The organism is Streptomyces sp. R818 (genome assembly GCF_056172735.1).
Window position 1 is genome coordinate 1180119 of record NZ_JAOCNE010000014.1, and the last position, 23335, is coordinate 1203453.

The following is a 23335-nucleotide window of genomic DNA, read 5'->3' on the forward strand; positions in this document are numbered from 1 at the left end:
AGGCGGAAGGTGTCTGGGGGAGACATGCGAGCAAGTGGGAACCGGGTTTCCGTCAGACGCGGGCGGGTCGTCCTGAGCGCGGTGGCCGTGGCAAGTGTGTTCTGGACAGCCCTGCCAGGAGCGGCCTGGGCCGAATCGACTGCGGACGACGGCGGTGCGGACGTGCGCGCGGTCGGTATCGAGAGGGTCAGCGTCGCGGCCGACGGCACCCAGGCCAACGACGATTCCGCTCAGGCGTCGATCACACCGGCCGGCCACCGCGTCGTCTTCTCCTCGTACGCGAACAACCTCACACCCGGCAACACCGGCAGGAACAACCGGGTGTTCGTCCGCGATCTGGCGACGGGACAGAACCGGCAGTTCGGCGGACCCGCGATGGCGCCGCCGATGCTCAGCAGCGACGGAGAGGTGCTCGCCTATCTGGCACCCAGGTTCGACAGTGAGGCCCTTTATCAGAACCATCTGAGCCTGGGATGGTCGTCCGCCTACACCTGTTCGCTCCTGACCTGCGAAGCGTCCATGGGCGCGAGCGAACGCCAGCAGGCGTTCAGCATCCGGTTCAGGTACCCGGAGCAGAATCAGCGCGTCGAGGTCCGCAGGCCGGACACCGGCGAACTGCAGACCATCGACGTGGTCCAGAACACCGCACCGATTCGACCGTCCCTCAGCGGCGACGGGACCCGTCTCGCCTACCAGGACGGCGGCGAGCAGGACATCCTCCTGTGGGACTGGGCCGACAACACGGTTGTCCACCCGATCGAGGGCGCAGGCAGGGCGGCCGAGCTCGTCCAGCTCAGCGATGACGGCAGCAAGGTCGTCTACCTGTCCGGTGCGGACACCTACGTCTACGACATCGCCTCGAGCACCGCCGTGCAGGTATCCGGAGTGAAGGGCGTCGCCATCGACCCCACCGGCCGCTACCTCCTCCACACCCCGTCCGGTACGACCGGGCCTGCACCGCTTGCGCTGCGCGACCTGGAGACGGGAACGGACGAGATTGTCACCGACCGCCCCGCTACGGCAGGGATCGACGCGGTCAGCGCCGATGGGCGCCAGGTCGTCTTCCGTTCCGCAGCCGAGGACCTCGTCCCCGACGACACCAACGGCAAAGCGGACATCTTCCTCCGCACTCTCCGCTGACCGCCGCCTGGTCGGCCCCGGGAATGGTGTGTAGGGGGAGGGGGATCGCCGACCAGTCAGGCGTGCGCACCCTCGCATCCGGCCCGCTCCCCTTCCGATGCCGACTACGACGTCGACCAGTGGGAGAACCTCCGCGTCGACACGGCTGGGGGGCCGGTGTACGTGCAGCTGTCCCGCGAGCTGCCCCTCGGACACCCTGCCGAGGCATATCGGGCACTCTGAACCGGCGGCGCGTGGGCCGGACGCCGGGCTGACGCGCGGGCTCGGTACATAGCGGGCGATCGCGATCACTTCGTGGCTCCCTGAGCGGTAAGGGTGTGAGCCGTTGGTTTCCACCTCACCGCGGTCATCCGGCCGTGGCCGCGCTTCGCCTGTGGCTCCGCCCCTGATTGCTCAGATGCCCCACCACAGTAGCCATGCCCAGCGACTCAGTCGTCGGCCGCAACGAGGAGAGTGATCCGTTCTGCTGAGCGGTCGACGAGCACGAACTCGTGGAAGTCCTCGTGCACACCTCCCCAGTCATGAAAGGCCTCATCCCCGAGCCCGCTCAAATAGTAGATATGGTCGGCCGCCGCCAAGCGGTCGAACACCTCCCGCTGCAGATCCGCCTCCAGCTCGTAAGGCACGTCCCCGAACTGCTTCACCCACCCCCACAGGATGCGCGCGCTCTTCTCCCGGCTGACGGCTTCGTATACGTCGGGGTTGAGCAGCCTCAACCAATACGGGCCGTGCCTGGATCCCTCCGGTAGGACTCCGCCGCCCGCGTAGTCGTCCCGGAACTGTTCATGCCCGATGAGCGTCGCGAGCAGTTTCCGGGCGTCGCCGGACTCGGCTGGGATCCGCAGGTGCTTGATGTCGACCCACCTGTAGCCAGGCGAACTCGGATCTCGGAACTTGTAGCTCCGAAAGTTGATGAAGGCACTGGCCTCATGGGTGAGCTGGTTCTCCATATCGCCAGAGCTTAGGAGCCGACCAGGGTCACCCTGCGGATCCATCGGACAGGCTCTGGTGGCCTGGCCAGCCGCGTCGACGCAGCTTGCGCTGAGGGTCCCGCGCGAAGCAGGACCGGATGCCGCCTGCTGGGCGTGGTGGAGCGACTTGCAGACGCCGCGGACGGCCGGCGGAGTCGCCCGACACCGGGTCCAGGAGAGCGCGGTGCACACCTACGACGCCCATATCGCCACAGGCGCCCCGCGGTCGCTGCGGACTGAGGTCGCCCTCGACGGTGTCGAGGAGTTCCTGTTCACCTGCGTCGCGACGCCGAGCGCCTGGCCGCACAAGCCCACCACCTTCGACTCCCACACCGCCGAGGGCCGCTCCTGGCGCCTCACGGTCGACGGCGACGGAGCACGCTCCACCCACATCGCCACCCTGGCGCGCGACCGGCGAAGACTTGGACCCAGCTGGCGCCTCCGTCCACGGCACAGCCAGGGAGTTGGTCCTCTACTTGTACGACCGTATCCCGGCCGACTCCATGCACATCGACGGAGACGAAGGGCTGCTCGACCTTCTCCGCGCCTGGGAGCCGGAGGAGTAGGACGCAGCGGAAGGCGGTCGGCTGCGCTTGGGGTCGGTAAGGACACGCTCTTCGCGATGTTCGTCAAGCGCGCCCGGTGGTGCTCGTCGTGGGGGTATAGCCGGATGTAGCGCACTGTCCGCTTGGGCCAACCGGCGCCTGTGTGCTGCTTGGGACGCAGGCCGGGTTCCGCACGGTGTGGCACGGCCGACTGTTGGGCGCCGCTTGGCGGAAAGCGGTCGAGGGGCATCGCCCACACATTCGCGAGTGTCTGCGCTACGGCACAGGCAGATCACCGGCGACGTGCTACCTCGTGAACAGTGTGCACAGCTGACCTGCGATGTTGGCTTGGTCGAAATGGACGTTGCCGAGTCCACCGACGACGAGATCGTCGCAGCCCAGGGCGAGGTGGCCAAGAACATGGGCTGGTAGACGAGCGGGGCGCATACCGGCAGAGGTGAAGGGCAGTGTCCCTCTGATGGTTCGTCCGGCCCCATCCGTTCATCGTCCGGCTCCTACAACGACATCCTTGTTCCATGACCCTCATCGAAGACCTACTCACCGGCCTCGCCGACCATGCGTCGGCGGACCCCATCGACTGGGATCCGCTGAAGGAGCCGGACGCGCTGCAGGAGGCCGCTCTTCTGGACTGCAGGGTGTGTCCGCTGACAGGCCGTTCCGCGCTGCTTCTGGACATGCGCACCGCCCGGCGATTCGACCAGGTGCGGCAAGCGCTGACCTGGTGGGATACACACTGCGAGGTGCTGAAATGGTGCAGCACGGGCGGCTTCTGACCGAGTGGCCGCCGGCCGTCAGCGCGACGAGTGCCGTGCCTTCTGAGCCGGCCAGGCAGCACCCGACGCGGGACGGCCGCCAACCTCTGAACGCTCTCAAATCGGCTGTCCCGCCCGGTATCCGTGTCGCATCATGCAACCATGATCAAGAAGTCGAGCCGTGAGCTGAACATCCTTGTCCTGCGAGACGGCGAGCGCATTGCCAACGCCGTACGGACAGCCCTTGAGAACGCGTCCGACGCCGAACGCCCCGGGCTGGAACGGGCTGTGGCCCTCATCGAGGAAGCGAGCGCCCGCAGCGACGCCGATCTGCGTGGGGACTGGGTGCGGGCCCGGCTTGCGGAGTCGGGGTACGACGGGCCGGCCGACTCGGTCCAGGCCATCAAAATCCTTCGGCGGGCGGAGCCGACTCTGAGCCTGTACGCGGCGGTGCGCCTGGCGAAGGACGCTCTGCCCGGCGCCGAGTGAGGTCAAGGGGTTGTGCGTGCGCGGGGTGGCCGCAGAACCGGGGAAGGGTGGCCCGGCCGCCGGGTCGACTGCGGAGTCAGTTCGTCCACCCGCTGAGAAAAAGACGAAAAAAGTGCCATGGATCATGAAACGGTCGGCTCGTCCGCTCGTAGGTCCGTGTAGGGGAAAGCGTCAGTCACGGCCGTGGAGCGTGTCGGACGAACCGCGGTCGCCGACCGAGCCGTCGCTGCCGAAGCCGGATCCCGGCGCGGCTGCGTCCGGACCGTGTTCGGACCAATTGGCTGCTGGTTCGCGACCGCCGTGTCGCGTACTTCCGCACCATGCACGTCGACGCGACCGGTACCCAGCGGCCTGTGCGACGACCGCTGAGAGCTGAACGGAACCGTGCTCGGCGGCTCGCGGGCCGAGCGGTGCCGTGGCGTGCGGACGTGCGGACGTGCGGACGTGGCGGCGTGCGAAGGGGGAGTTCATGGAGTCGCTCGTGACCGGTGCGGGTAGCGGCGAGCGTCGTCGTGTTCTGCACGGCATCGCCGGCCTCGGCCGCCCGTCCACCCCGCTCAGGCGCCTGGCCGCCGAGTTCGACGACAGTCAGGATGTGTGGCGGTCGGCCACAGGGCTGCTGTGCGTCGCCAATCCGGACGCTGCTCGGGCGGTGATGGGCAACCGGAACGCCATCGTCGCCGAGACATCCGACTTCTACCGGACCCGGCACGGAGTCTTCGGACCGCGCGTCGCGCAGATCGAGATCGGCCGGGCGTCCCGCGCCCTGATGAGCCGTCACCTCGAGGAGAATCGGAACCGGCTGCCCCAGCTCGTAGCGCGCCATCTCACTTCCGGCAGTGTCTGGCCCGATGCCGGAAATCTGCTGGTTTTCGCGCATCTGCGGGACGTCTTGCTGCACCGCGACGCACCACCCGCCCTGCACGAGATGCTGGAGCTCATCGTCACCCGGGCGGTGCTCGCCGGTGCGCGGCAGCGGCACTCGGCGGTGTCCCGGCTGCGCTTCCGGCGCCGGGCGTTCGCCGCGCTGCACACCGAAGTAGCGGTCAGGCAGCAGGAGCGGGGGAGCGCAGGCGGGGTCGGTGAGCCGCGCGATCTGCTCGACGTCGTTCTCGACGGGGGCGGCCCCGCCGCGCGCGCCGCAGACCTGGTCGAGGTCTACCTGTCGTTCCTGTTCGCCACGGTCGGGTCGATCGGGTTCGCGCTCGGCTGGTCGGTCTTCCTCCTTGGAACACACACCGGGCAACCCCCGGCGACGGCGGACTGGGTGGTGCGCGAGGCGTTGCGGCTGTGGCCGGTGGCGTGGCTGTTCGCCCGCTCGCCGAGCCGGGTGCAGGAGCTCGGCGGGACGCGGGTGACCCCCAAGGACCGACTTGCCGTGTGTACCTACCTGGTCCACCGGCATCCCGCGCACTGGCAGACGCCCGACGAGTTCCTACCGCAGCGCTGGGCCGACGCGGTGCCGGACGGCGCGTACCTCCCCTTCGGCTATGGGCCGCACACGTGCGCGGGGGCGGTCGTCACCATGCGCCTTCTCACGGATCTTGTCGCACTGATCGCCCGTGACCGGCGGTTGTCGGTCACCCACGACGGCGCCGGACCCCAGGTGGGTCCGGCGCTGGCTCCGCCGCGCTTTCTCGCGACGCTGAGCCGCCACGACAACAACCCCGAGGGGAGGTGAACCACTATGCGTGCGCTGTATCGCCAGGCGAAGTCGGCTCTCAACATCCGACGTCAGTACGAATACTTCTGGTACCTGTACCACCACATCTGACCGGCCGGACGCGGGGGCCCGTCGCCGGGCGGTTCCCCGCGTCACATGAGGGGACATATCCAGATGACCACTCCCCAGCACCCGGACGACTTCCTGCACATGATGCGGATGCGCAGCGCGAGCGAGGGAGGCGTCTTCTGGGTCGACGACGAACGGCTCGCCGTGTTCGAACCGGAAGCGGCCCGTCGCGTCAGTGCCACGAACTGGCACGCCTTCACCTTGCACGACCGCCTGATCGACGTGGTGCGCCGCCGTTCGAGCCCGCCCGTGCGATGGAGTCGGATCCGCGCCGCGTGGCTCACCCAGCTGCACACGCTCGCCACGGCCGAGCACCACGGACGCCTCATCGAGCGCATGGAACGGAATATCGACGCGCGGCTCGACGAAGACGTGGACCTGGCCATGCTCGCCCAGGAAGTGGCGGTCCGTTCACTGCTGCCGCTCGCCCTGGCGGGGCTCACCGCCGACGAGTCCGATCTCGTCCGCCGTGACCTGGAGGGGAAGCTGCTGCGGCTGGTCTCGACCGAAGCGGGCAACACCTTCCAGCATCTCCGGTTCACCGCGGTCCAGGTGCGGTCCGGCCTCGTCGTACGCCGGGTGCTGCGCCAGCGCGCCAACGGCAGGCGCAGGCGCGAACCCGACCTCACGGATCCCTTCGTCGACCTGCTGCCGGACCTCGGCATGGACCGTGCCCTGGATGTGGTGACCGCTGTCCTCACCGCTATCGCGGGTCCTCCGGGAACCGCCGCCGCGAGCCTGCTGTACGAGTTCGCCCGCCAGCCCGAGTGGCAGGAGCGCCTCACCCGTGAACTGTCCGCCGTCGACCCCGTGGCCTTCCGTACGGCGCCGACGAGCGAGGCGCCCGTGACCCACCGGTTCGTCAAGGAGGTGCTGCGCCTGTGGAGCCCGCCGCTTCTCCTCGTACGCCGCTCCAAGTACGCCTTCGATCTGGGGCGGGCGCGGTTGGAGCCGGGGCAGTGGTATCTGCTGAGCCCGCACATGATCCACCGCGACGAGCGGGTCTGGAAACAACCCGATGTCTTCGATCCCGACCGCTTCTTGCCCCGCGCCTCCCACGGCCCTGCGGATCGCACCTGCTACGTACCCTTCGGCTGGGCACCGAAGAAATGCATCGGTGCGAACATCGCCACCGTTCAGCTGATGGCCCTCTGCCACCAGTTGTGCACGCGTTACCACTTGACCGTGCACCGGCCGCAGGACGTCACGATGGCCCTGCGTTTCGCCCCCGTACCGGAGAACTTCCATGGCCGGCTGAGCCTGCGGTGACTTCGTCGCCGGACCCCAGCCTCTTTGAGCCGGGCCGCCCGTGGCCTGTCCGCGGGCATCGAGGGTCCGGTGGGCCAGCCGGTACGCGACGACTCCGTACCGGCTGCTGCCGGCGTCCATGTCCGCCCGCCGCAGCCACCGCGTGGCACCGCCCCGGTCGAGGGCGGCGACACGGGGAGCGGCGGCGCTCCGACGCGTACCGTGTTCCGAAACTCCGAGGTCAGGAGCGCTCAGGGCGTTCGTAGTTTGCCAGGGCGAGTCCGAGTGCGAAGAAGGTCGGTGCCCACTCTCCGACGAAGATGCCCCACCGGTCGGCGCGCTCCGTGCATTCGCTGCGGTGGGAGGTCATCCAGGAGGCGATGGCCAGCCCGATGGAGCCGACCCCGGCGCAGTAGGCGTGCTCGCTTGTCACTCCGGCTTCGTGCAGCTTCTTGACGATCATGGCTTCTCCAGTGGTGCGGGGGTGTACGCGTGCACGGCGTGAGCGGTGACGAGTACCTTTATCGCTATTTCGGCACAAAAAGGTCATGTGGATGCATCGTGGGGTATGCGACATTCGCTGGGAGAGGTCGATGCCGACGTGCTGCGTTCTGGCGGCATCCGCCGCTCATGCACTCGGGGCGCGAGGTCCTTGGAGCGCGCGGGTCGTGACTACTCGGCGGTCGAGCCCGCGCTCTGCCTGGCCGCATAACGGCGGGCTTTAGCGCGGTTTCCGCACACCCGCATCGAGCACCAGCGGCGGCTGCGGTTCTTCGAGGTGTCCCAGAAGACCCAGGCGCACGCGTGCTCGGAGCAGCGCTTGAGTCGGGCGGCCTCGCCGGTGACGGTGAGTTCGCTCCAGGCGATGGCGAGCGCGGCGAGCGCCTTGCGGGGCGCGGTGAGGTGCGGGGCGGGCGCGAGCACCCAGGTGGCCGGGTTCCCGTCGGCCCCCGTGCTTCCTGTCGCCCCCGCGGTCACGACGGTCACGACGATCGGCAGGTCGCGCAGGGCCTCGGTGGCCTCGTGCAGCAGCGTCGAGTCGGCCCGGTCGCCGACATGGGCGCCGAGTTCCTCACGGATTCCGGCGCGCATCCGCAGGCACAGCTCGTGGTCCTGTGCCCGCACCCGCTCGCCGCCGCGCAGTAGTCCCTGGTCTCGCAGCCAGGCGTCAAGCCCGCGGGCCGTGTCGATCTCGTCGGTGCCCTCCTCGACGTCGACCGTGTTGGCGAACGCCTGGACCAGCAGTGCGGGAGCGGATGTCTCGGCCATGCGTCCGAGTCTACGCCGACTAACCGGCTATCGGCTTGAGCGGGTAGCGGGGCCGAACCGTCCGTGCCAGACTCAAGAACCGGGGCTCACCATCAAAACCACTTAGATGGTTAGGGCCGAAGCGTTGGCCGAGGTACAGGGGGAGACGGATGAGTGAACACAGCGTCGTCGGCACCGTGGATGCGCCGCGGGCGCCGGGAGCGGGGAACGATGAGCCGTGCGCGTCGGAGGCTGAGCGCGGCAGGCGCAATATCGTCGTCCTCCTCGTCTTCACCGCGGTCACCAACCTCGCGGACGGCGTCACCAAGATCGCCCTGCCGCTCATGGCCACCCAGGCTTCGGGCTCACCGGCTCAAGTCTCCGCGGTCTCCCTCACCCTGTCCCTGCCGTGGCTGCTCGCCGCCCTGCACGTCGGCGTTCTGGTCGATCGCCTCGACCGGCGGCGCCTGCTCTGGGCCGCCAACGCACTGCGCCTGCTCGCGCTCGGCTCGCTCATGCCGCTGGCCGCCGCCGACGCCGTCACCATCCCCGTGCTGTGCGGCGTGGGCGCGGTGCTGGGGATCGCCGAGGTCATCGCCCTGACCTCGGCCTCCGCGCTGATCCCGGCGCTGACCCCGCCGGAAGGCAGGGAACGGGCCAACACCTGGATCGCCGGAGCCGAGACGGTCTGCAACGAGTTCGCCGGGCCCTTCGTCGGTGGTCTCCTGCTCGCTGCCGGTACCGGTGTCGCCCTCGGCACGACCTGGGTGGCCTATCTGGCCGCCTCGCTCATCGTGGTCCTGCTGGTCGGCCGGTTCCGCGCGGCCCGCGAGGACGGCGGGGACACCGAGACGGCCGACGCCGCCGTCCGCGTACAGATCGCCGAAGGCCTGCGCTACCTCTGGGACCACGTGCTGCTGCGCACCATGGCGCTCATCCTCACCGTCCTGTGCGCGTGCTGGGGCGCCTGGCTCGCGCTGATGCCGCTCTTCGCCACGTCTGTGATGCACCTGCACGCGCGGGAGTACGGCACGCTGCTCAGCGCGCTCGGCGTCGGCGGGCTGGCCGGCGCGCTCGCCGTCACCTGGCTCAACCGCTTCTTCGGCCGCCGCTGGGTGATGTTCGCCGACCTGTGCGGCACGTTCGCGATGATGGCTGTGCCCGCGCTGACCACCAACCTGTGGGCCGTGGCCGCCGCCGCCTTCCTCGGCGGCATGGGCGGCACCCTGTGGACGGTGAACTCGCGGACCCTGGCGCAGCGCCTCGTGCCCGACGCCATGCTCGGCCGGTTCGGTGCCGTCAACCGGCTGTTCAGCTGGGGCGCGATGCCCGTCGGGGCCGGTCTCATGGGCCTGCTCGCCGAATGGTTCGGCCTGCGCATCGCGTTCGCCCTCTTCGCCCTGTCAGTGGCCCTGACCGTGCCGCCGTTCCTACGGGTCCTGACGCGGCCCGTGCTCACGGAGGCGTTCGGCGACAAGAAGTAGCGCTACACGCGGCGCCGCCACTGCACTCCAGGGCACCTGAATCAGGTGGCGGTACGGGCTGGCGGGCGGCCCAATGAACTACCGTGTTCTGGCTGCGCCCGTGGCGGGTCGACACGTTCGAGCTTGGTCCAGCCTCGCTTCGTGAGCAGCTCGATCAGTTGACGGGCCGGACGGCGCACCAATCTACGTGATCATGGGCAACCGGCCCCCTCGCAAGAAGAACGCTGGGGCGGACGCCCCCGCGCACCGCGGCCTGAACGACCCGGCGGACCTATGGTCAGAGCACTGGCGTCCCCTCTGGTGCGCAATTCGCAATAATCCCGGCTGGACCGTCACCATTGACCTGGAGGAGACGGACCCGGAGCAACGTGAGTACCCCCTCGCCCTGTTCCGCTCCTGGGCGACCGCGAACACTCCCTGAGCAATCACACGGCGGCGGGGCACAGGACCCGCCAACTGTCGAAAGTGGATCCTCACCAGTCCCGGCCGACGACCAGCTCCTCCGCATCCGCTTCTGTGAACCCGTATGCCGACGCGACGAAGCAGAACTCGTCACAGATCCACTCCCGCGCCACCGTCTCGATCTCGCTCCCTGCAGCCCGTGTACGACGACTCGTACTTCCCTGATCACGTGGTCGACCAGGGGAAGACGATTCTGTTGCGGCTGTGCGAGCGCATCGAGGCACGCGCGACCACGGCTTTCACAACAGGCCCTAGCCGCGCCCGCCCCTTCGAATGGGCGCGGCCGGGCCGGTGAGAGTGCACTCCGCAGGCAGGCGATGGTTGCGTACGTGGGAGTCAGCGCGGGCCCTAGGGCTCGCTCAGGCCGCCATCAGTGCCGCCAGCGCGCGGTCCATCGCTGCGTTGAACTCCTCCGGTGCCAGCGGCAGTCGGGACTTGATGTCCCGGCTCCATTGGTCGGCGAGGACCTCGGCGGCGCCCGCCTCGACGCCGTCGAGCGCGGCGTCGGCCAGGTCCGAGGGGCTGAGTTTGTCGACGGGCCAGCCCGCGGCCATGTCGGTGTCGGCCAGGCCGAGATGTACCGCGGTGACGAGCGTGCCCTGCTCGGCGAGTTCCAGGCGGATGCCGTTGGTCATGGCCCAGGCCGCGGCCTTGGTCAGGTGGTAGGCGTTGGCGCCCGCGCCCCCGAACCACGACATGGCGGAGAGGACATTGACGACGGCACCGCCGCCGTTCCTGGCGAGCGTGGGCGCGAAACCCCGGACCATGTGCAGGTGGCCGAACATGTTGGTCTCCAGTTCGTGCCGCACCGCGTCCAGCGAGCCCGTCACCAGGTCGGTCCCCGTATTGATCCCCGCGTTGTTGATGAGGAGCGAGATGTCCGGGGCGGCCTCGGCGGCGGCCCTCACGGATGCCGGATCGGTGATGTCGAGGGGCAGTGTCTCGGCCCCGGGCAGGTTGATGGTCTCCGGTCGGCGGGCCGTCGCGTAGACCTTGCGGGCGCCTCGTTCGAGCAGGCGCTGGGCGAAGGCGCGGCCCAGGCCGCGGTTGGCTCCGGTGACAAGGGCGACGGAGTTGTTGATGTCCATGCCCGGTACGCTAAAACCTGACGCCAACGTCAGAGGCAAGCGCCAAAAGTAAGCGCCGGCCGTCGAGACCGGCCGAGAGGAGTCACCATGACCGTCACGGAGGCCGCGGCGGAGCGGCTGGTCCGCATCGGCGAGGTGGCGCGGGACGCCGGTGTCTCGGTGCGCGCCGTGCGCTACTACGAGCAGCAGGGGCTGCTGACCGCGGAGCGCAGCCCGTCCGGCCAGCGCCTCTACCGGCAGGACACCGTCGCCCTACTGCGCTTCTTCCAGCAGATGTACGCCGCCGGTCTGACCAGCCGGAGGATCGCGGAACTCCTTCCGTGCTTCGACACCGGGCACACCAGTGCCGAGCAACGCGTCATGCTGCGCGCCGAGCGCGACCGCATCCAGGCCAAGGTCGACGACCTGCAGGCCGCCCTGGACCGCCTCGACGAGGTCATCGCGATCACGGACTCGCACCCGTGAGACCTTTTTCCGCCCGTCAGGCCCCGTCCGGTCGGATTCCCGGTGCCGTCGGCCGAGGCCGCCGTAAACAAAACGCTGACGTCGTCTCAGCGCGATGACGTAGCGGCGGAGGCGGCGCGTCCATAGGCTGAGCATCGTTCCTGCCGGTGACGTGTCCCGCCGGCCGGGCCGGTCACAGCCAGCCCTGTTGGGCGATCTTGACGCCTGCCTCGAAGCGGCTCTTGGCGTTGATGCGTTCCATGATGGCGGACATCTGGCGGCGCACGGTGCGCAGCCCGATGTTGAGGCGTTTCGCCGCGGCTTCGTCCGTCATGCCCTGGGCGAGCAGGATCAGCAGTTTGAGCTGGGTGTCGCTGAGCCCCGTCTCGGGGTGGGCGGACTCGCTGTCGGTGTACGGGGTGGCCTGTTCCCATGCCTGGTTGAACGTGGCGACGAGGGTGGCGACTATGCCGGGCTCCGAGGTGAGGAGTGCGCCCGCGCGGGAGTTCTCCGGGTCGATGGGGACGACGGCCACGCTCCGGTCGAAGATCAGCATCCGGGGCGGGAGCACAGCGGCGGTGCGGACCTGGGCGTTGTGTTCGGTGAGCCAGGAGGCGTAGGCGCGGGTCGGTTCGTCGTGGCGCATGGCGTCGTCGTAGAGGTTGAGCAAGGAGACGCCGCGTGCGAGGGCCTCCTCGTCGAGCGGCCGGGACGCGTCGAGGCTCGCCTGGGACTGGGCTCCGCCGGGAAGTATGGCGAGGCATTCCTTCTCCAGGTTCTGCGCGAGGGTTTCGAGCCGTGTCTCGATCGCGTCGATGCCGATGAGTCTTTCGGTGCCCTCCTGTGAACCGTCGTAGGCAGGGCTGAGGCGGGCCGCGGCCTCCACCACCGCGGCTCTCCGCTCGCTGAGCGCCTGTACCTGCTGGGCAAGTTCCGCTTCCTGATTGCGCAGAAGTGTGGTGAGTGCGACGGGAAAGCTGACGGCGCGGTAGCATTCCGGGTTTTCTCTGGAAGGCCGTATGAGCGAGGCTTCCTGCAGTTCTTCGAGGGCCGCCGCTATCTCTTGTGGGGAACGCCTTAATGCGGCTCCGAGTTCCGCGGGATGGGCCTGCGACTGACGGTTGAGGGCCGCGTAAACGGCTTCCGCCGTGGGGCTGAGACCCAGGTTGCTCAACATGGCCATCGTGCTTGTGCCCTTTCCTGTGGCCGCCCCCGTCTCACACAACGTGCTGAGTCTGTCAGCGGGGTCGCCCGCCATCAACAGGGCCTTCGTGCGGACGTGTTGGCTGGTGATGGCACCAACGTGCCTAGGCAGCTAGGTGCCGCCGGAAAGTGTTCCGTCGGAACAGAGGGCTCGCGCAGACTGCTGGGAGTCGGTGGTTACTGCACTGAATCGGTGTCCGGGAACCAGCGAAGCCAGCGCTTTCTGTAAAAACGGCTAGAACTTGCCGCACACAGTGGACCAGGAGTGCTTCTCATGCCTAAAATCATCGGCCCCGTGGCCGCCCTTCTTGCCGCCGCCTCTCTCGTCGGCGCCGGACTGACAGTGGCGGGAATCCCGGATGATGGCGGAATCGGGTGGGACAGCGTCGAGAATGCGCCGGCGGCACAGGCCGAGGCGCGGCCGGGCCAGGCGCCCGCGGCCTCCTTCGGCACGGGCGGATCGGTCTGACGCCAGGACGGCTGGTTCAGAGTCCGCTCAGCCCCTTCCCCCCCCCCACTCTCCCGAAGGAGCCGTCGGTGAACTCCACGGAAGGACGCACCGCCCTGCTGGGCGCGGACGTCGCCCCCCACACGATGGACGGGACCGTACAACTCGTCGTCCTGGACGAGGATCCGATCCTGCGCGCGGGAATCCGCGCCCTCCTCGACGACTACCCGCAGATCGACGTCATGGCCGATTTCGGCTCGGCACGGCAGGCGTTCGCCCAGCCGCTGCGGGCCCGGCCCGACGTGCTGCTCGTCGGCGGCGACTGTCTGAAGGACGACGCCGGGGCCGCGCTCGCCGAGCGGTTCACGTCCGGCGCACGGCCCGCTCTGGTCACCGTGATGCAGCCCGACGACGCCGACATGCTGCGCACGGCGGTGAAGTGCTCGGTGCGCGGGTTCGTGGACCGCAACACCAGCCACCGCGATCTCGGCATGGCCGTCCTGGAGGCGCACAGCGGACGGACCTACCTGTCCGCCTCCATCGCCGAGGTCCTGGTGGGCTGGATGGGAGACGGGATGCGGCGCGAGCACCTGTCGCTGCCGCAGGTCGAGCACGTGCTCACGGAGCGGGAGCTGGAGGTGCTCGAGGCGCTGGGGCACGGCATCACGAACACGGTGATAGCCCGGCGGCTGCACGTCCAGGAAGCCACCGTCCGCAGCCACATCTACCACATCCTCAACAAGCTCGATCTGCGCACCCGCACCGAGGCCGTGCTCCTGGGCCACAGCTACGCCAACACCCGGATGGGGATGCGCCCGGCCGGCTGAGCCCGGCCGACGTGCTGATGCCGGTGCCCCGTCCGCGAGTGGACGGGGCACCGGCATCAGCACGTCACGGCACGGTCACCGCGCGGCGGCGCCCATCGCCGCCGCCGCGCGGGCCGGCCGCAGCACGGTGGCGGCGGCCAGCGCGACGACCGCGGTCGCCGGGCCGAGGAGGAGCATGTGGTGCACGCTCACCACGGCGAGCAGCCCGCCGGCGAACGAGTAGCCGATGCTCTGCGTGGCCACGAGGACGCTGAACGCCTCCGACATCCGGGAGCGGGGGACGACGTAGCCGGGCGCCTCCGTCATGACGGAGTTCAGCGGAGCGGCGCACAGTCCGAGCAGGGCGAAGGCCACGATCAGGCCCCACCAGCCGGAGACGGTGGCGATGACCAGGGTCGCCGCCGTCATGGTCACCAGGAGCAGGACGGCACGCGCCGTGAGGGTGACCTTGACGCGTGTCGCGTACCAGGCGTAGACGAGTCCGGCCGCGGCGCTGGCCGCGCCGAGCACTCCGACGAGCACCGCCGCCTGGGCCGTGCCGCCGCCCTCCTCCAGGACCCGGGGCAGCGCGCCGACCTCGGCCGTGCCCAGGAAGTGCCCGAACGCCATGGTCACCAGCGCCCAGAACAGGAAGGCCGGGTTGCGCCACACGCCCGTCGACTCGGGGACGTCGCGTGCGATCCCCTCCTCCTCGGCCGCGTTCGCCGTGCCGCCCTCCTCCCCGGTCTCGGACGTCGGTTTCGGCTTCGGCAGCAGCAGGAGCGCGCCCGCCAGCATGGCCGCGCCCATGACGATCAGGGCGTACGCGGGGCTGAACACCGCGCAGGCCACGACCACGAACGGGGCGCCGACGACGACCAGTTCGACGAGCACCGCGTCCAGCGACAGCGCCGAGGCGATGAGCCGCTGCGGGACCGTGACGCGTAACAGGGTCCTGATGGCGCCGCCCACACCGAACGTGGCCATGTTGCCGACGAGGGACAGGACGAACAGGACCCAGACCGGCGCGTGCCCGACGAAGCCCGCCGCCACGCCGATGCGGGCGGCGCCGCCCAGTGCCATGACGCGCGGGGTCCAGCGCTCGCGGCCCAGCCTCTCCAGGAAGCGGCTGAAGAGCGGGGCGGCCAGGATGCAGGGCAGGGTCGCCAGACCGACGAGGAGACCGCCCGTGGCGGGGCTGCCGGTGTAGTGCGTGCTGGCCAGGATCAGCGCCATCGGCGCCATGATCGGGGGCAGCCGGTGCAGCATCGTGGCGGCGACCCAGCGCCAGTAGGCCGCGTGGCGCACCAGCTCGACCACGGGCCGGTCCGGGCGCGGCTTCTTCGGTGGGGCGGTCGTCATGGTGTCTCCACGGTGGTGCTGAGGGGTGTGGCACTGCCGGCCGCACCTGTCGCGGCCGCGACAGAGCGGTCGGGGTCGGCGGTGAACCGGGTGAGCAGTTTCTCGTACTCGGCGCCCAGATCACGGACGGTGGCCTCGTCGAACTGGCTGGTGCGGTAGGTCAGTCCCACTTCGAGGCGGTCGCCGTGGTCCTGGATCACGCAGACCAGTTCGAATTTGGCGAGTCCGTTCGGCAGGATGGTGTTCTGGTCCAGCGTCAGGTCCGAGAAGGTGCGCTCGAGCGCCTTCTCGTCCTCAAGGGCGAAGAGCACCTGGAAGTACGGGCTGCGCCCCGGGTGCCGCCGCGGGCCCAGCTTCTCCACGAGCTGGTCGAACGGGAGCGACTGGTGCTCGTAGGCGCCGAGGCAGGTGTCGCGCACCTGGGTCAGCAGGTCGCGGAAGCGTGCCTCGGCCGGGATGTGCTGGCGCAGGACGACCGTGTTGTTGACGCAGCCGATCAGCCGCTCCGTGCCGGGGCCGCCGCGGTTGGCGACCGGTGTGCCCACGCTCACGTCGTCGCTGCCCGAGCGTGTGTGCAGCAGCGCGTAGAAGGCGGTGAGCAGCACCATGAAGGGGGTGACAGCCTCGCGCCGGGCCAGTGCGTGGACGGCGTCCCGCAGGGCGGGCGGCAGGTCGAGGGCGAGCCGCCCGCCGCGGTAGTCGACGTGCTGGGGTGCCGGGCGGTCGCCGCCGAGGTCCAGCGGGCGCGGCTCCGGGTCGCTCAGCCGCTCGCGCCAGTAGTGCAGCAGCCGGTCCATGGCGTCGCCGCGCAGATGGCTGTGCTGCCACAGAGCCCAGTCGCCGTACTGGAGCGACGGCCGGGGGAGCGCGGGGGAGGTCTGGGCGTGGAAGGCCGGGTAGCAGGCGGCCAGCTCGTCCATGAACACGTCGACGGAGACGAAGTCGACGACGAGGTGGTGGGCGACGAAGACCGCGAGGTGTTCCGTCTCGGACCGCGAGAGGACCAGGACGCGCAGCAGCGGCGCCGTCGCCGGGTCGATCGGCTCGCGGATCGCGCTGTCGCGCAGCTCCGCCAGCTCCTCCGGCCGCGCCGAGACGTCCACGTACCGTACGGGGATGTCGACGGCCGGGGCGACGAACTGGACCGGGCTGCCGCCGAGCAGCCCGAAGGAGGTGCGCAGCGCCTCGTGCCGGGCGGCGATCTCCTGGATCGACCGGTCGAGGGCGCCGTGGTCCAGGCGGCCGGTCAGCCGGCACTGCCAGGCCTCGTTGTAGAGCGGGAGGTCGCCCGCGAGCTTGCTCAGGACGAACAGGCCCTGCTGGGTGAGGGAGATGGGCGCGGCGCGGCGTCCGTCGGAGAAGCGGGCGAGCGACGCCTCGACGGCGGCGCGTTTGCGGGCCCACTGGGCGGTCTGCCGGTTCTCGGTCTCGGCCGCTGTGCGGGCGGCCTGGGTGGTGTGCGCCGCGTCGCCGCGCTTGCCGTCGATGACGGCGGCGAGCTGGGTGACGGTCCTCGACGCCAGCAGGTCGTTCGGCAGGATGTCGATCCCGAACTCCCGGTGGAGCCTCGCGGCGATCTTCACGGCTTGCAGCGAGTTGCCGCCGAGGGCGAGGAACTCGTCGTCGGGCCCGACGTGGTCGAGTTTGAGGACCGAGGCCCAGACGGTGGCCAGGTCCGCCGCCGTGCCCGGTCGCAGGGGCTGGCCCGCCGCGCTCTTCTCCTCCGTCCTGCCCGGCAGCGCCGCGAAGTCCACCTTGCCGTGCGCCGTCAGCGGGATGGTGTCGAGGACGGTGACAGTGGCCGGGACCATGTAGGCGGGGAGCAACCCGGCGAGGTAATCGCGCAGTTGACCGCTGCGGGGGTCGTCCGTCCGCGCCGGGTCCTCGCCGGGCGCGGGGGTGACGTGGGCGTGCAGGACCGCGTTCTCGCTGCTGTCGTCGCGCCGTTCCACGGTGACGACGGCGTGCCGGACGGCGGGGTGGCGCTGGAGGACCGCCTCGATCTCGCCGGGCTCGACCCGGAACCCGCGGATCTTGACCTGGTTGTCGGTGCGGCCGAGGAATTCGAGCTGGCCGTCGGGCAGGAGGCGGGCCCGGTCACCGGTGCGGTACATGCGGCTGCCCGCCGGGCCGTGGGGGTCGGGCAGGAACCGTGCGGCGGTGTCGCCCGGGGCCCGGTGGTAGCCGCGCGCCAGGGCCCGGCCCGCGACGTAGACCTCGCCGGTGTCGCCCTGGGCCACCGGGTCCAGGGCGCCGTCCAGGAGCCGGATCGCGGCACCGTCGATGGCGGTGCCGATCGGCAGGGTGCCGTCCGGCCGGGGCTCGGTGCGGGCCGAGTGGTGGTAGGTGGCGGTGGCGGTGGACTCCGTCGGCCCGTAGACGTGGATGAGCGGCACTCCGGTCTCGCGCCAGGCGAGGACGCGGTCGGGGCGCACCCGGTCGCCGCCCATCACCACGAACCGCACGGTGTCCGGCAGCCGCTGCCCGGTCTCGGCCAGTTCGTCGCCGAGCTGGTGCCAGTAGCTGGTGGTGATCTCGAACCCGGTGACCGCGTGCCGCTCCAGGACCTTCAGGAAGTGCGGGATGTCCGGCAGGGCCCGGTGGTAGCCCGCCATCAGCAGCGTCGCTCCGCTGAGCAGCGGCGGGAAGATCTCCTCCAGCGCGGCGGAGAAGCTGACGGAGGCGAGCTGGAGGAACCGGTGGCCGGGGCCGAGGCCGAAGGTGTCTGCGGCGGCGCGGGCGAGGTTGGTCAGGCCGCGGTGGGTGATGAGCACGCCCTTGGGCGTTCCGGTCGAGCCCGAGGTGTAGATGACGCACGCGACGTCGTCCGGGCCCGCCGCCGCCCGCGGCGGGGTCGGGGGGCGGCCGGTGAGGGCCGAGAAGCCCTCGTCGAGGAGGAGCAGCCCGGCGTCGGCGGCGGGCAGCCGTCCGGCGGTCTCCGGCTGGGCGACGACGACGGCGGCGCCCGAGTGGTCCAGGAGGTGGCTCAGCCGGGCGGCCGGATAGTCCGGGTCGAGGGGCACGAAGGCGGCGCCCGCCTTCATGACGGCGAGCAGCGTCACCGCCAGGCGCACTGACGGCTCCAGGCAGACGGCCACCCGCGTGCCGAGGCCGACGCCCAGGTCGGCGAGGCGGTGCGCCATCTGGTTGGCGAGCGCGTCGAGTTCGGCGTAGGACGCCTGCTCGGCGCCGCCCCCGGCCGTCGCGGAGGCGGGCACCGTGACGACGGCGGTGGTCTTCGGGCGCAGACGCGCCTGACGGGCGAAGACGTCGTGCACACCGTCGCTGGCGTACGTGTCTTCCCAGGGGGTGTCTTCCGGAGGCTGGTCCGGTCCCGGGGTGAGGAGGTCGAAAGGCGCGGTCATGCGGATCCATCCTTGTGAGGCGGCGCTGCCGGACACGGGCGGGGGCGGACGGGCGGTGTTCAGCTCTGGAGGGCCAGGGCGGGCACGGCGTCGCGCCCGGCCGGCGGGCTGTACTTCCCGCTGATGTGCGGCGCGTTGTCGAAGACGTGGTACATCCGGTCGATGAGCTCCGGGGCGGGTCCGTCACCGGGCCGGTCGTTGAACTCCATGATCTGGCGGGCCACCCGGTGGAACTCGATGATGTCGGGCATCTGCAGGCCCTTGCCCATCAGATAGGGCAGCGCCCAGAAGTCGAAGTTGTACCCCGGCATCCACAGGGAGTTCTTCACCTGGTCGAACAGGGCGTGGCAGGCGTCCACGGCGCCGTTGATGTCCATGGTGTTGTGGCGCCAGTCGTACTCGCGCCCGGTGAGGCCGAACTCGGCGGCCTGCTTCTGGACCGGCGCGCGGTGGTTGTACCACCAGGGTTCGGTGCGCCAGAAGGTAGGGCCGACCTCGTTGATGAACTTGATGGTGTTCTCGACGGTCTTCTCGGTCTCACCGGGGAAGCCGGAGATGAAGGAGGCGAAGGTGTCGATGCCGCGGGCGTGGAGCCGCTCGATGCCGACGCGGTAGCGGTCCAGCGTGGCCACCTTGGACATGTTCTTGAGGATGCCGTCGTCACCGGCCTCGATGCCGAGGAAGACCGCGCGGCACTTGCTCTCCGCCATCAGGTTGTACGTCTCCTCGTCGCGGGCGGTGCCCGCGCGGAAGAAGGAGTACCACTGGAACCCGAAGTCGTTGCGGGCCATCATCCGGCACAGCTCCTTGAACCGGGGGCCCGGCACATTGAAGGTGTCGTCGATGAAGACCATCTGCGTGACGCCCATCCGGTCGAGCTGGCGCAGCTCCTGTTCCACGACGTCGACGCTGGTCAGGGTGAGCGCCCCGGCGCGGATCGGGTAGTCGCAGAAGCTGCACTTGAAGGCGCAGCTGCGGGCGGTGCGGGTGTGCACGGTGGCGCCGAGGTCGGCGCCGAACCGGGACCAGTCGATGGCGCACTCGTCCAGGACGTTGGCCTCGGCGTGGAGTTTGGTGAGCTTGTAGTCGCCGGAGCCCGTGGGCAGCAGCAGGTTGGGGACGTCCTTCAGGTCGCTGCCCTCGCGCAGCGCGGCGGCGAGCTGGGTGAGGGTCGTCTCGCCCTGCGACTCGTGGATGTAGACGTCGGCGTCCATCCAGGACAGGACCTCGGCCAGCTCCTCCCGGTCGAGATCCTTGAGGAGGTTGCCGACGAGCGGGCCGCCCACCACGATCGTCGTCTCCGGCATCACCTCGCGGATGAAGCGGGTGATCTCCACGACCGGGTTCGGAATGATGTAGTAGGTGGTGGTGATGGCCACCATCCGCGGGCGCCGGGTCAGGAGGATGTCGCGGATCCGGTCCTGCTCGCAGCCGAACAGGCTGGTGCACTCGGCGCTGAAGCCCCGGTGGGTGAGGTAGTTGGCCAGGTAGTGGGAGGCGAGGTTGGGGGTCTCCCCGCCGTGGATGTAGACGTTCTCGTCGAGCTTTCCGGCGCGGTGAAGCACCTTGTTCATCACGTCCATGTACGGCAGCCGTTCGCCGTCGAACAGGAGGTGGTCGCGCATGAACATCAGGCGCTCGGGGTCGCGCGGCCCGCGGTGGCTCACGCGGTTCCACTGCTGGGAGAACGGGACGTCGTTGTAGCCGATGATCAAGCAGTCCAGGTCGGATGTGGTGGCCATGGCTGTGCTCCGGTCTCTTGGGGAGGGACGGGCGGCGAGAGGGGGAGGGGCGGTCAGCCGGGGGTGTCGGCCTTCGCGGTCAGTTCGAGCAGGCCGGCCGAGAACTCCTCCACGGTGGGCCGGCGCAGAAGGACGTCGAGCGGCACCTTGTGGCCGAGCGCGTCCTGTACGGCGCCCATGACCTGCACGGCGCGGAAGGAGTCCCCGCCGATGTCGAAGAAGTCCTCGTCCCTGCCGAGCCGGGGGAGGCCGAGAACCTCGCGCCAGATGCCGGACACCAGGTCCTCCATGCGGGCGGGGGTGGTGAGGTCCTCGGCGGCCGGACGGGGAGCGGTCTGTGCGGGGCGTTCTGTCAGGGCCCGCCGCGACAGCGACGCCCGGTCCAGCTTGCCGTTCCGCGTCAGCGGCAGGGTGTCGAGGACGAGCACGGCGGAGGGCAGCATGGTCTGCGGCAGCCAGCCGCGCAGCTGCTCGCGCACCCGGTCCGGCAGGGTCGCCGGGTCGGTGTCCGGCTCCGGGACGACGAAGGCGTACAGCCGCTTGTCGCTGCCGTCGCCCGCGGCGACCACGGCCGCCTGACGCACGCCGGGGCAGCGCAGCGCCGTCGACTCGACCTCGCCGGTCTCCACCCGCACGCCGCGGATCTTGACCTGGTGGTCGATGCGGCCCAGGAACTCCAGCGCGCCGTCCGGGTGTCGGCGGGCCAGGTCTCCGGTGCGGTACAGGCGCCCTTCGGTGCCGGGGACGCCGGTGACGAACCGCTCGGCCGTCAGTTCGGGGCGGCCGAGGTAGCCGTCGGCGACGCCGATCCCACCGATGTAGACCTCGCCGGGCGCGCCGTCGGGGACGGGGACCCGGTCCGCGTCGAGCAGGTGGATCGTCGTCTCCGGCACCGGCGGGCCGATCAGTACCAGCTCCGGGTCCGGGTCGCGCGGGCAGGTCCAGGCGGTGGCGAAGACGGTGCACTCGCTGGGCCCGTAGATGTTGGTCAGCGAGGCGGTCGAGCGGGCGTGGAAGCGGCGGACCAGGTCGGGCGAGAGGGCCTCGCCCCCGGCGATGACGTACTTCAAGCCGTCGTAGCGCTCGTCGTCGCCGCGGGCGAGGAGGAACAGTTCGAGCAGCGAGGGGACGCAGCAGAACGTCGTGACACCGGTGTCCCGGATCAGCCGCGCCAGATGCGCCGCGTCGCGCTGGCGCCCCGGCTCGGCGATCACCACGGCCGCGCCCACGAGCAGGGGCCAGTACAGCTCGGCGAGGTGGAGGTCGAAGGTGCAGGCGGTGTGGTGCAGGACGCGGTCGCCGGGGCCCGTCGGGTGGCCGCCCTGGAAGGCCGCCATCCGGGAGGCGAGCGCGGCGTGGCTGATGACGGACGCCTTGGGGCGGCCCGTCGATCCTGAGGTGAACAGGACGACGGCCGGTGACGCCGGCGTGATCGCCGCAGGCGTGAAGCGGTCGGGGACCGGCCGCGCCGCGCCGTCGTCGGTGAGCAGGACCGGGACCGACGGGGCGAGGCGGGCCGCGCCCTCGCGGGTGGTGACGACCAGCCGGGGCGCGCAGTCGTCGATCTCGTGCCGGGTGCGCTCGGGCGGGTCGCCGACGTCGAAGGCGACGTGGGCGGCGCCCGCGAACACCACCGCGAGGATGGCTACCACGAACTCGGTTGAGCGGGGCTGGTACACCGCCACCAGGTCGCCGTCGCGCACCCCTTGTGCGCGCAGGGCCCCGGCCAGGGCGAGCACCTGGTCCCTCAGTTCGCCCGCGGTGACAATGTCGTCGCCGCGGACGAGGGCCGGCAGGTCGGGGCGGCTCTCCCACTGCCGAAGCAGGAGGAGGTCCATGCGCCCCTTGACCGAGGTCTCGGTCGCTTCCATGGCCGCGCACCCTTTCTCGTCGTATGAGGTCGTGCGTCCCGGGACGGGACCGTCCGCGCGGGCGGTCGCGGTCACCGGAAGTGGTCCAGGTTCGAGGCGATGGCGTCCACCAGCTCCGCCGGGCGCTCCAGGAGCAGCATGTGTCCGCCGCCCCCGACGCGGGTCTGCCGGGTCCGCTTCGCGAACGGAGCCCAGCTGTCGACGCGTTCGGGCGGGCACAGCGGGTCGTCGGTTCCGGAGACCACCAGGAGCGGCGCGGTGAGCACGGGGTCGGGGCCGCTGTGGAAGTCCTGCACGGCGCGCATGTCGGCGACGAGGGGCGGGAGATAGGTGTCGGCCAGGTCCTGCGCCGCGACGTGGTCGGGGAGGTAGCCGAACTTGCCGATCGCGGCGGCCAGTTCCGCCGGGTCGTCGCTGTCGGGCAGCAGCCGGGTGGCCCGCGGCGGGTGGTCCACCGACCAGTACGAGACCACCACGAGACCGGCCACCAGGCCCGGGTCGCTGTCCTGCAGCGCCCGCACGGCCTCCAGGGCGACGACGGCGCCGGCACACACGCCGACCACGAGGAGCGGCGCCGTGCCCGGCAGGGAGCGGGCCGTCGCGGTCACGTCGGCGACCAGGTTCTCCAGGTCCCCGACGGGCTGGAGGATGCGGGACTCCCGGCCGGGGAGGCGGGCGGCGGCCAGCTGCCAGTCCGGCGGCAGATGCGGTTGCAGGACGCGCGCGTTGGCCGCACCGGCTCCCGAGTGCGGGACGAGCAGGACCCGCCACGCGGCCGTGTGCTGGTCACCGCCGATCGAAACGTAGGGTTTGCCTGCCACGGTGGCTCTCTCCGTTCGCTCAAGGTCGTCGGC

Annotated in this window: 21 protein-coding genes and 3 pseudogenes; 13 read left to right on the forward strand and 11 right to left on the reverse strand. The window is 70.4% G+C overall.

Annotated elements, in window-relative coordinates; genetic code table 11:
* Positions 1-87 precede the first annotated feature (87 nt).
* Positions 88-1140: a hypothetical protein gene (locus tag N5I75_RS37290; protein ID WP_476684640.1), complete on the forward strand. Its 1053-nt coding sequence runs from the start codon at positions 88-90 to the stop codon at positions 1138-1140.
* Positions 1141-1568: 428 nt separating this feature from the next.
* On the opposite strand, the gene N5I75_RS37295 is transcribed toward N5I75_RS37290, so the two are convergent.
* Entirely contained in the window at positions 1569-2090 is a 522-nt protein-coding gene (locus N5I75_RS37295; protein ID WP_476684641.1) for a hypothetical protein, read from the reverse strand.
* On the opposite strand from N5I75_RS37295, the pseudogene N5I75_RS37300 reads away from it, so the two are divergent.
* From N5I75_RS37300 to N5I75_RS37330, 7 genes and pseudogenes are all read left to right on the forward strand, one after another.
* Positions 2053-2253 (forward strand): annotated as a pseudogene (locus N5I75_RS37300) (hypothetical protein); the annotation flags it as partial. The gene N5I75_RS37295 and the pseudogene N5I75_RS37300 overlap by 38 nt on opposite strands.
* Before the next feature lie 280 nt (positions 2254-2533).
* Positions 2534-2677: a hypothetical protein gene (locus N5I75_RS37305; RefSeq protein ID WP_476684956.1), complete on the forward strand. Its 144-nt coding sequence runs from the start codon at positions 2534-2536 to the stop codon at positions 2675-2677.
* Positions 2678-3192: 515 nt separating this feature from the next.
* Positions 3193-3450 (forward strand): hypothetical protein, encoded by a 258-nt coding sequence (locus N5I75_RS37310; RefSeq protein ID WP_476684642.1) that lies wholly within the window; start codon positions 3193-3195, stop codon positions 3448-3450.
* Positions 3451-3591: 141 nt separating this feature from the next.
* Positions 3592-3918, forward strand: coding sequence for a hypothetical protein (locus N5I75_RS37315; protein WP_476684643.1), 327 nt, complete (start codon positions 3592-3594; stop codon positions 3916-3918).
* Positions 3919-4387: 469 nt separating this feature from the next.
* Positions 4388-5599: a cytochrome P450 gene (locus tag N5I75_RS37320; RefSeq protein ID WP_476684644.1), complete on the forward strand. Its 1212-nt coding sequence runs from the start codon at positions 4388-4390 to the stop codon at positions 5597-5599.
* 6 nt (positions 5600-5605) lie between these two features.
* Positions 5606-5692: a hyalucidin A family RiPP precursor gene (locus N5I75_RS37325; protein ID WP_476684932.1), complete on the forward strand. Its 87-nt coding sequence runs from the start codon at positions 5606-5608 to the stop codon at positions 5690-5692.
* Between the two features lie 63 nt (positions 5693-5755).
* A complete protein-coding gene (locus N5I75_RS37330; RefSeq protein WP_476684645.1) occupies positions 5756-6979 on the forward strand; it encodes a cytochrome P450 in 1224 nt (407 codons plus the stop codon).
* A gap of 220 nt (positions 6980-7199) precedes the next feature.
* Here the strand turns inward: N5I75_RS37330 and N5I75_RS37335 are convergent, their stop codons facing one another.
* Positions 7200-7421, reverse strand: a complete 222-nt coding sequence (locus N5I75_RS37335; protein ID WP_476684646.1) for a hypothetical protein — start codon at positions 7419-7421, stop codon at positions 7200-7202.
* Between the two features lie 209 nt (positions 7422-7630).
* On the reverse strand, positions 7631-8227 hold the full coding sequence (locus tag N5I75_RS37340) for a CGNR zinc finger domain-containing protein (protein WP_476684647.1): 597 nt from the start codon (positions 8225-8227) through the stop codon (positions 7631-7633).
* Between the two features lie 149 nt (positions 8228-8376).
* Between N5I75_RS37340 and N5I75_RS37345 the strand changes: the two genes are divergently transcribed.
* Positions 8377-9690 carry an MFS transporter gene (locus N5I75_RS37345; protein ID WP_476684649.1) on the forward strand — a complete coding sequence of 438 codons (1314 nt, stop codon included), beginning with the start codon at positions 8377-8379 and terminating at the stop codon, positions 9688-9690.
* Positions 9691-10163: 473 nt separating this feature from the next.
* On the opposite strand, the pseudogene N5I75_RS37350 reads toward N5I75_RS37345, so the two are convergent.
* Positions 10164-10289 (reverse strand): annotated as a pseudogene (locus N5I75_RS37350) (DUF5713 family protein); the annotation flags it as partial.
* On the opposite strand from N5I75_RS37350, the pseudogene N5I75_RS37355 reads away from it, so the two are divergent.
* Positions 10283-10372: pseudogene (locus N5I75_RS37355) on the forward strand (DUF5713 family protein); the annotation flags it as partial. The pseudogenes N5I75_RS37350 and N5I75_RS37355 overlap by 7 nt on opposite strands.
* A gap of 139 nt (positions 10373-10511) precedes the next feature.
* Here the strand turns inward: N5I75_RS37355 and N5I75_RS37360 are convergent.
* A complete protein-coding gene (locus tag N5I75_RS37360) occupies positions 10512-11240 on the reverse strand; it encodes an SDR family oxidoreductase (protein ID WP_476684651.1) in 729 nt (242 codons plus the stop codon).
* Positions 11241-11327: 87 nt separating this feature from the next.
* On the opposite strand from N5I75_RS37360, the gene N5I75_RS37365 reads away from it, so the two are divergent.
* Entirely contained in the window at positions 11328-11705 is a 378-nt protein-coding gene (locus N5I75_RS37365) for a MerR family transcriptional regulator (RefSeq protein ID WP_476684652.1), read from the forward strand.
* A gap of 172 nt (positions 11706-11877) precedes the next feature.
* Here the strand turns inward: N5I75_RS37365 and N5I75_RS37370 are convergent, their stop codons facing one another.
* Positions 11878-12573, reverse strand: a complete 696-nt coding sequence (locus tag N5I75_RS37370; protein WP_476684653.1) for a helix-turn-helix transcriptional regulator — start codon at positions 12571-12573, stop codon at positions 11878-11880.
* 588 nt (positions 12574-13161) lie between these two features.
* On the opposite strand from N5I75_RS37370, the gene N5I75_RS37375 reads away from it, so the two are divergent.
* Both N5I75_RS37375 and N5I75_RS37380 read left to right on the forward strand, forming a co-directional pair.
* The gene (locus tag N5I75_RS37375) at positions 13162-13356 is read left to right on the forward strand and encodes a hypothetical protein (protein WP_476684654.1); all 195 of its coding nucleotides are present in this window, start codon (positions 13162-13164) and stop codon (positions 13354-13356) included.
* A 68-nt stretch (positions 13357-13424) separates the two neighbouring features.
* Positions 13425-14162, forward strand: coding sequence for a LuxR C-terminal-related transcriptional regulator (locus N5I75_RS37380; protein WP_476684655.1), 738 nt, complete (start codon positions 13425-13427; stop codon positions 14160-14162).
* Positions 14163-14237: 75 nt separating this feature from the next.
* On the opposite strand, the gene N5I75_RS37385 is transcribed toward N5I75_RS37380, so the two are convergent.
* The 5 genes from N5I75_RS37385 to N5I75_RS37405 all read right to left on the reverse strand — a co-directional run bounded on the left by N5I75_RS37385 (position 14238) and on the right by N5I75_RS37405 (position 23302).
* Complete coding sequence (locus N5I75_RS37385; RefSeq protein WP_476684656.1) at positions 14238-15503, reverse strand: MFS transporter; 1266 nt, start codon at positions 15501-15503, stop codon at positions 14238-14240.
* Complete coding sequence (locus N5I75_RS37390; RefSeq protein ID WP_476684657.1) at positions 15500-18868, reverse strand: amino acid adenylation domain-containing protein; 3369 nt, start codon at positions 18866-18868, stop codon at positions 15500-15502. Before N5I75_RS37390 ends, N5I75_RS37385 begins: the two co-directional genes overlap by 4 nt.
* 59 nt (positions 18869-18927) lie before the next feature.
* A complete protein-coding gene (locus tag N5I75_RS37395; RefSeq protein ID WP_476684658.1) occupies positions 18928-20610 on the reverse strand; it encodes a PhpK family radical SAM P-methyltransferase in 1683 nt (560 codons plus the stop codon).
* A gap of 53 nt (positions 20611-20663) precedes the next feature.
* On the reverse strand, positions 20664-22481 hold the full coding sequence (locus N5I75_RS37400; RefSeq protein WP_476684659.1) for a non-ribosomal peptide synthetase: 1818 nt from the start codon (positions 22479-22481) through the stop codon (positions 20664-20666).
* 71 nt (positions 22482-22552) lie between these two features.
* Positions 22553-23302: a thioesterase II family protein gene (locus N5I75_RS37405; RefSeq protein ID WP_476684661.1), complete on the reverse strand. Its 750-nt coding sequence runs from the start codon at positions 23300-23302 to the stop codon at positions 22553-22555.
* Between the last annotated feature and the right edge of the window lie 33 nt (positions 23303-23335).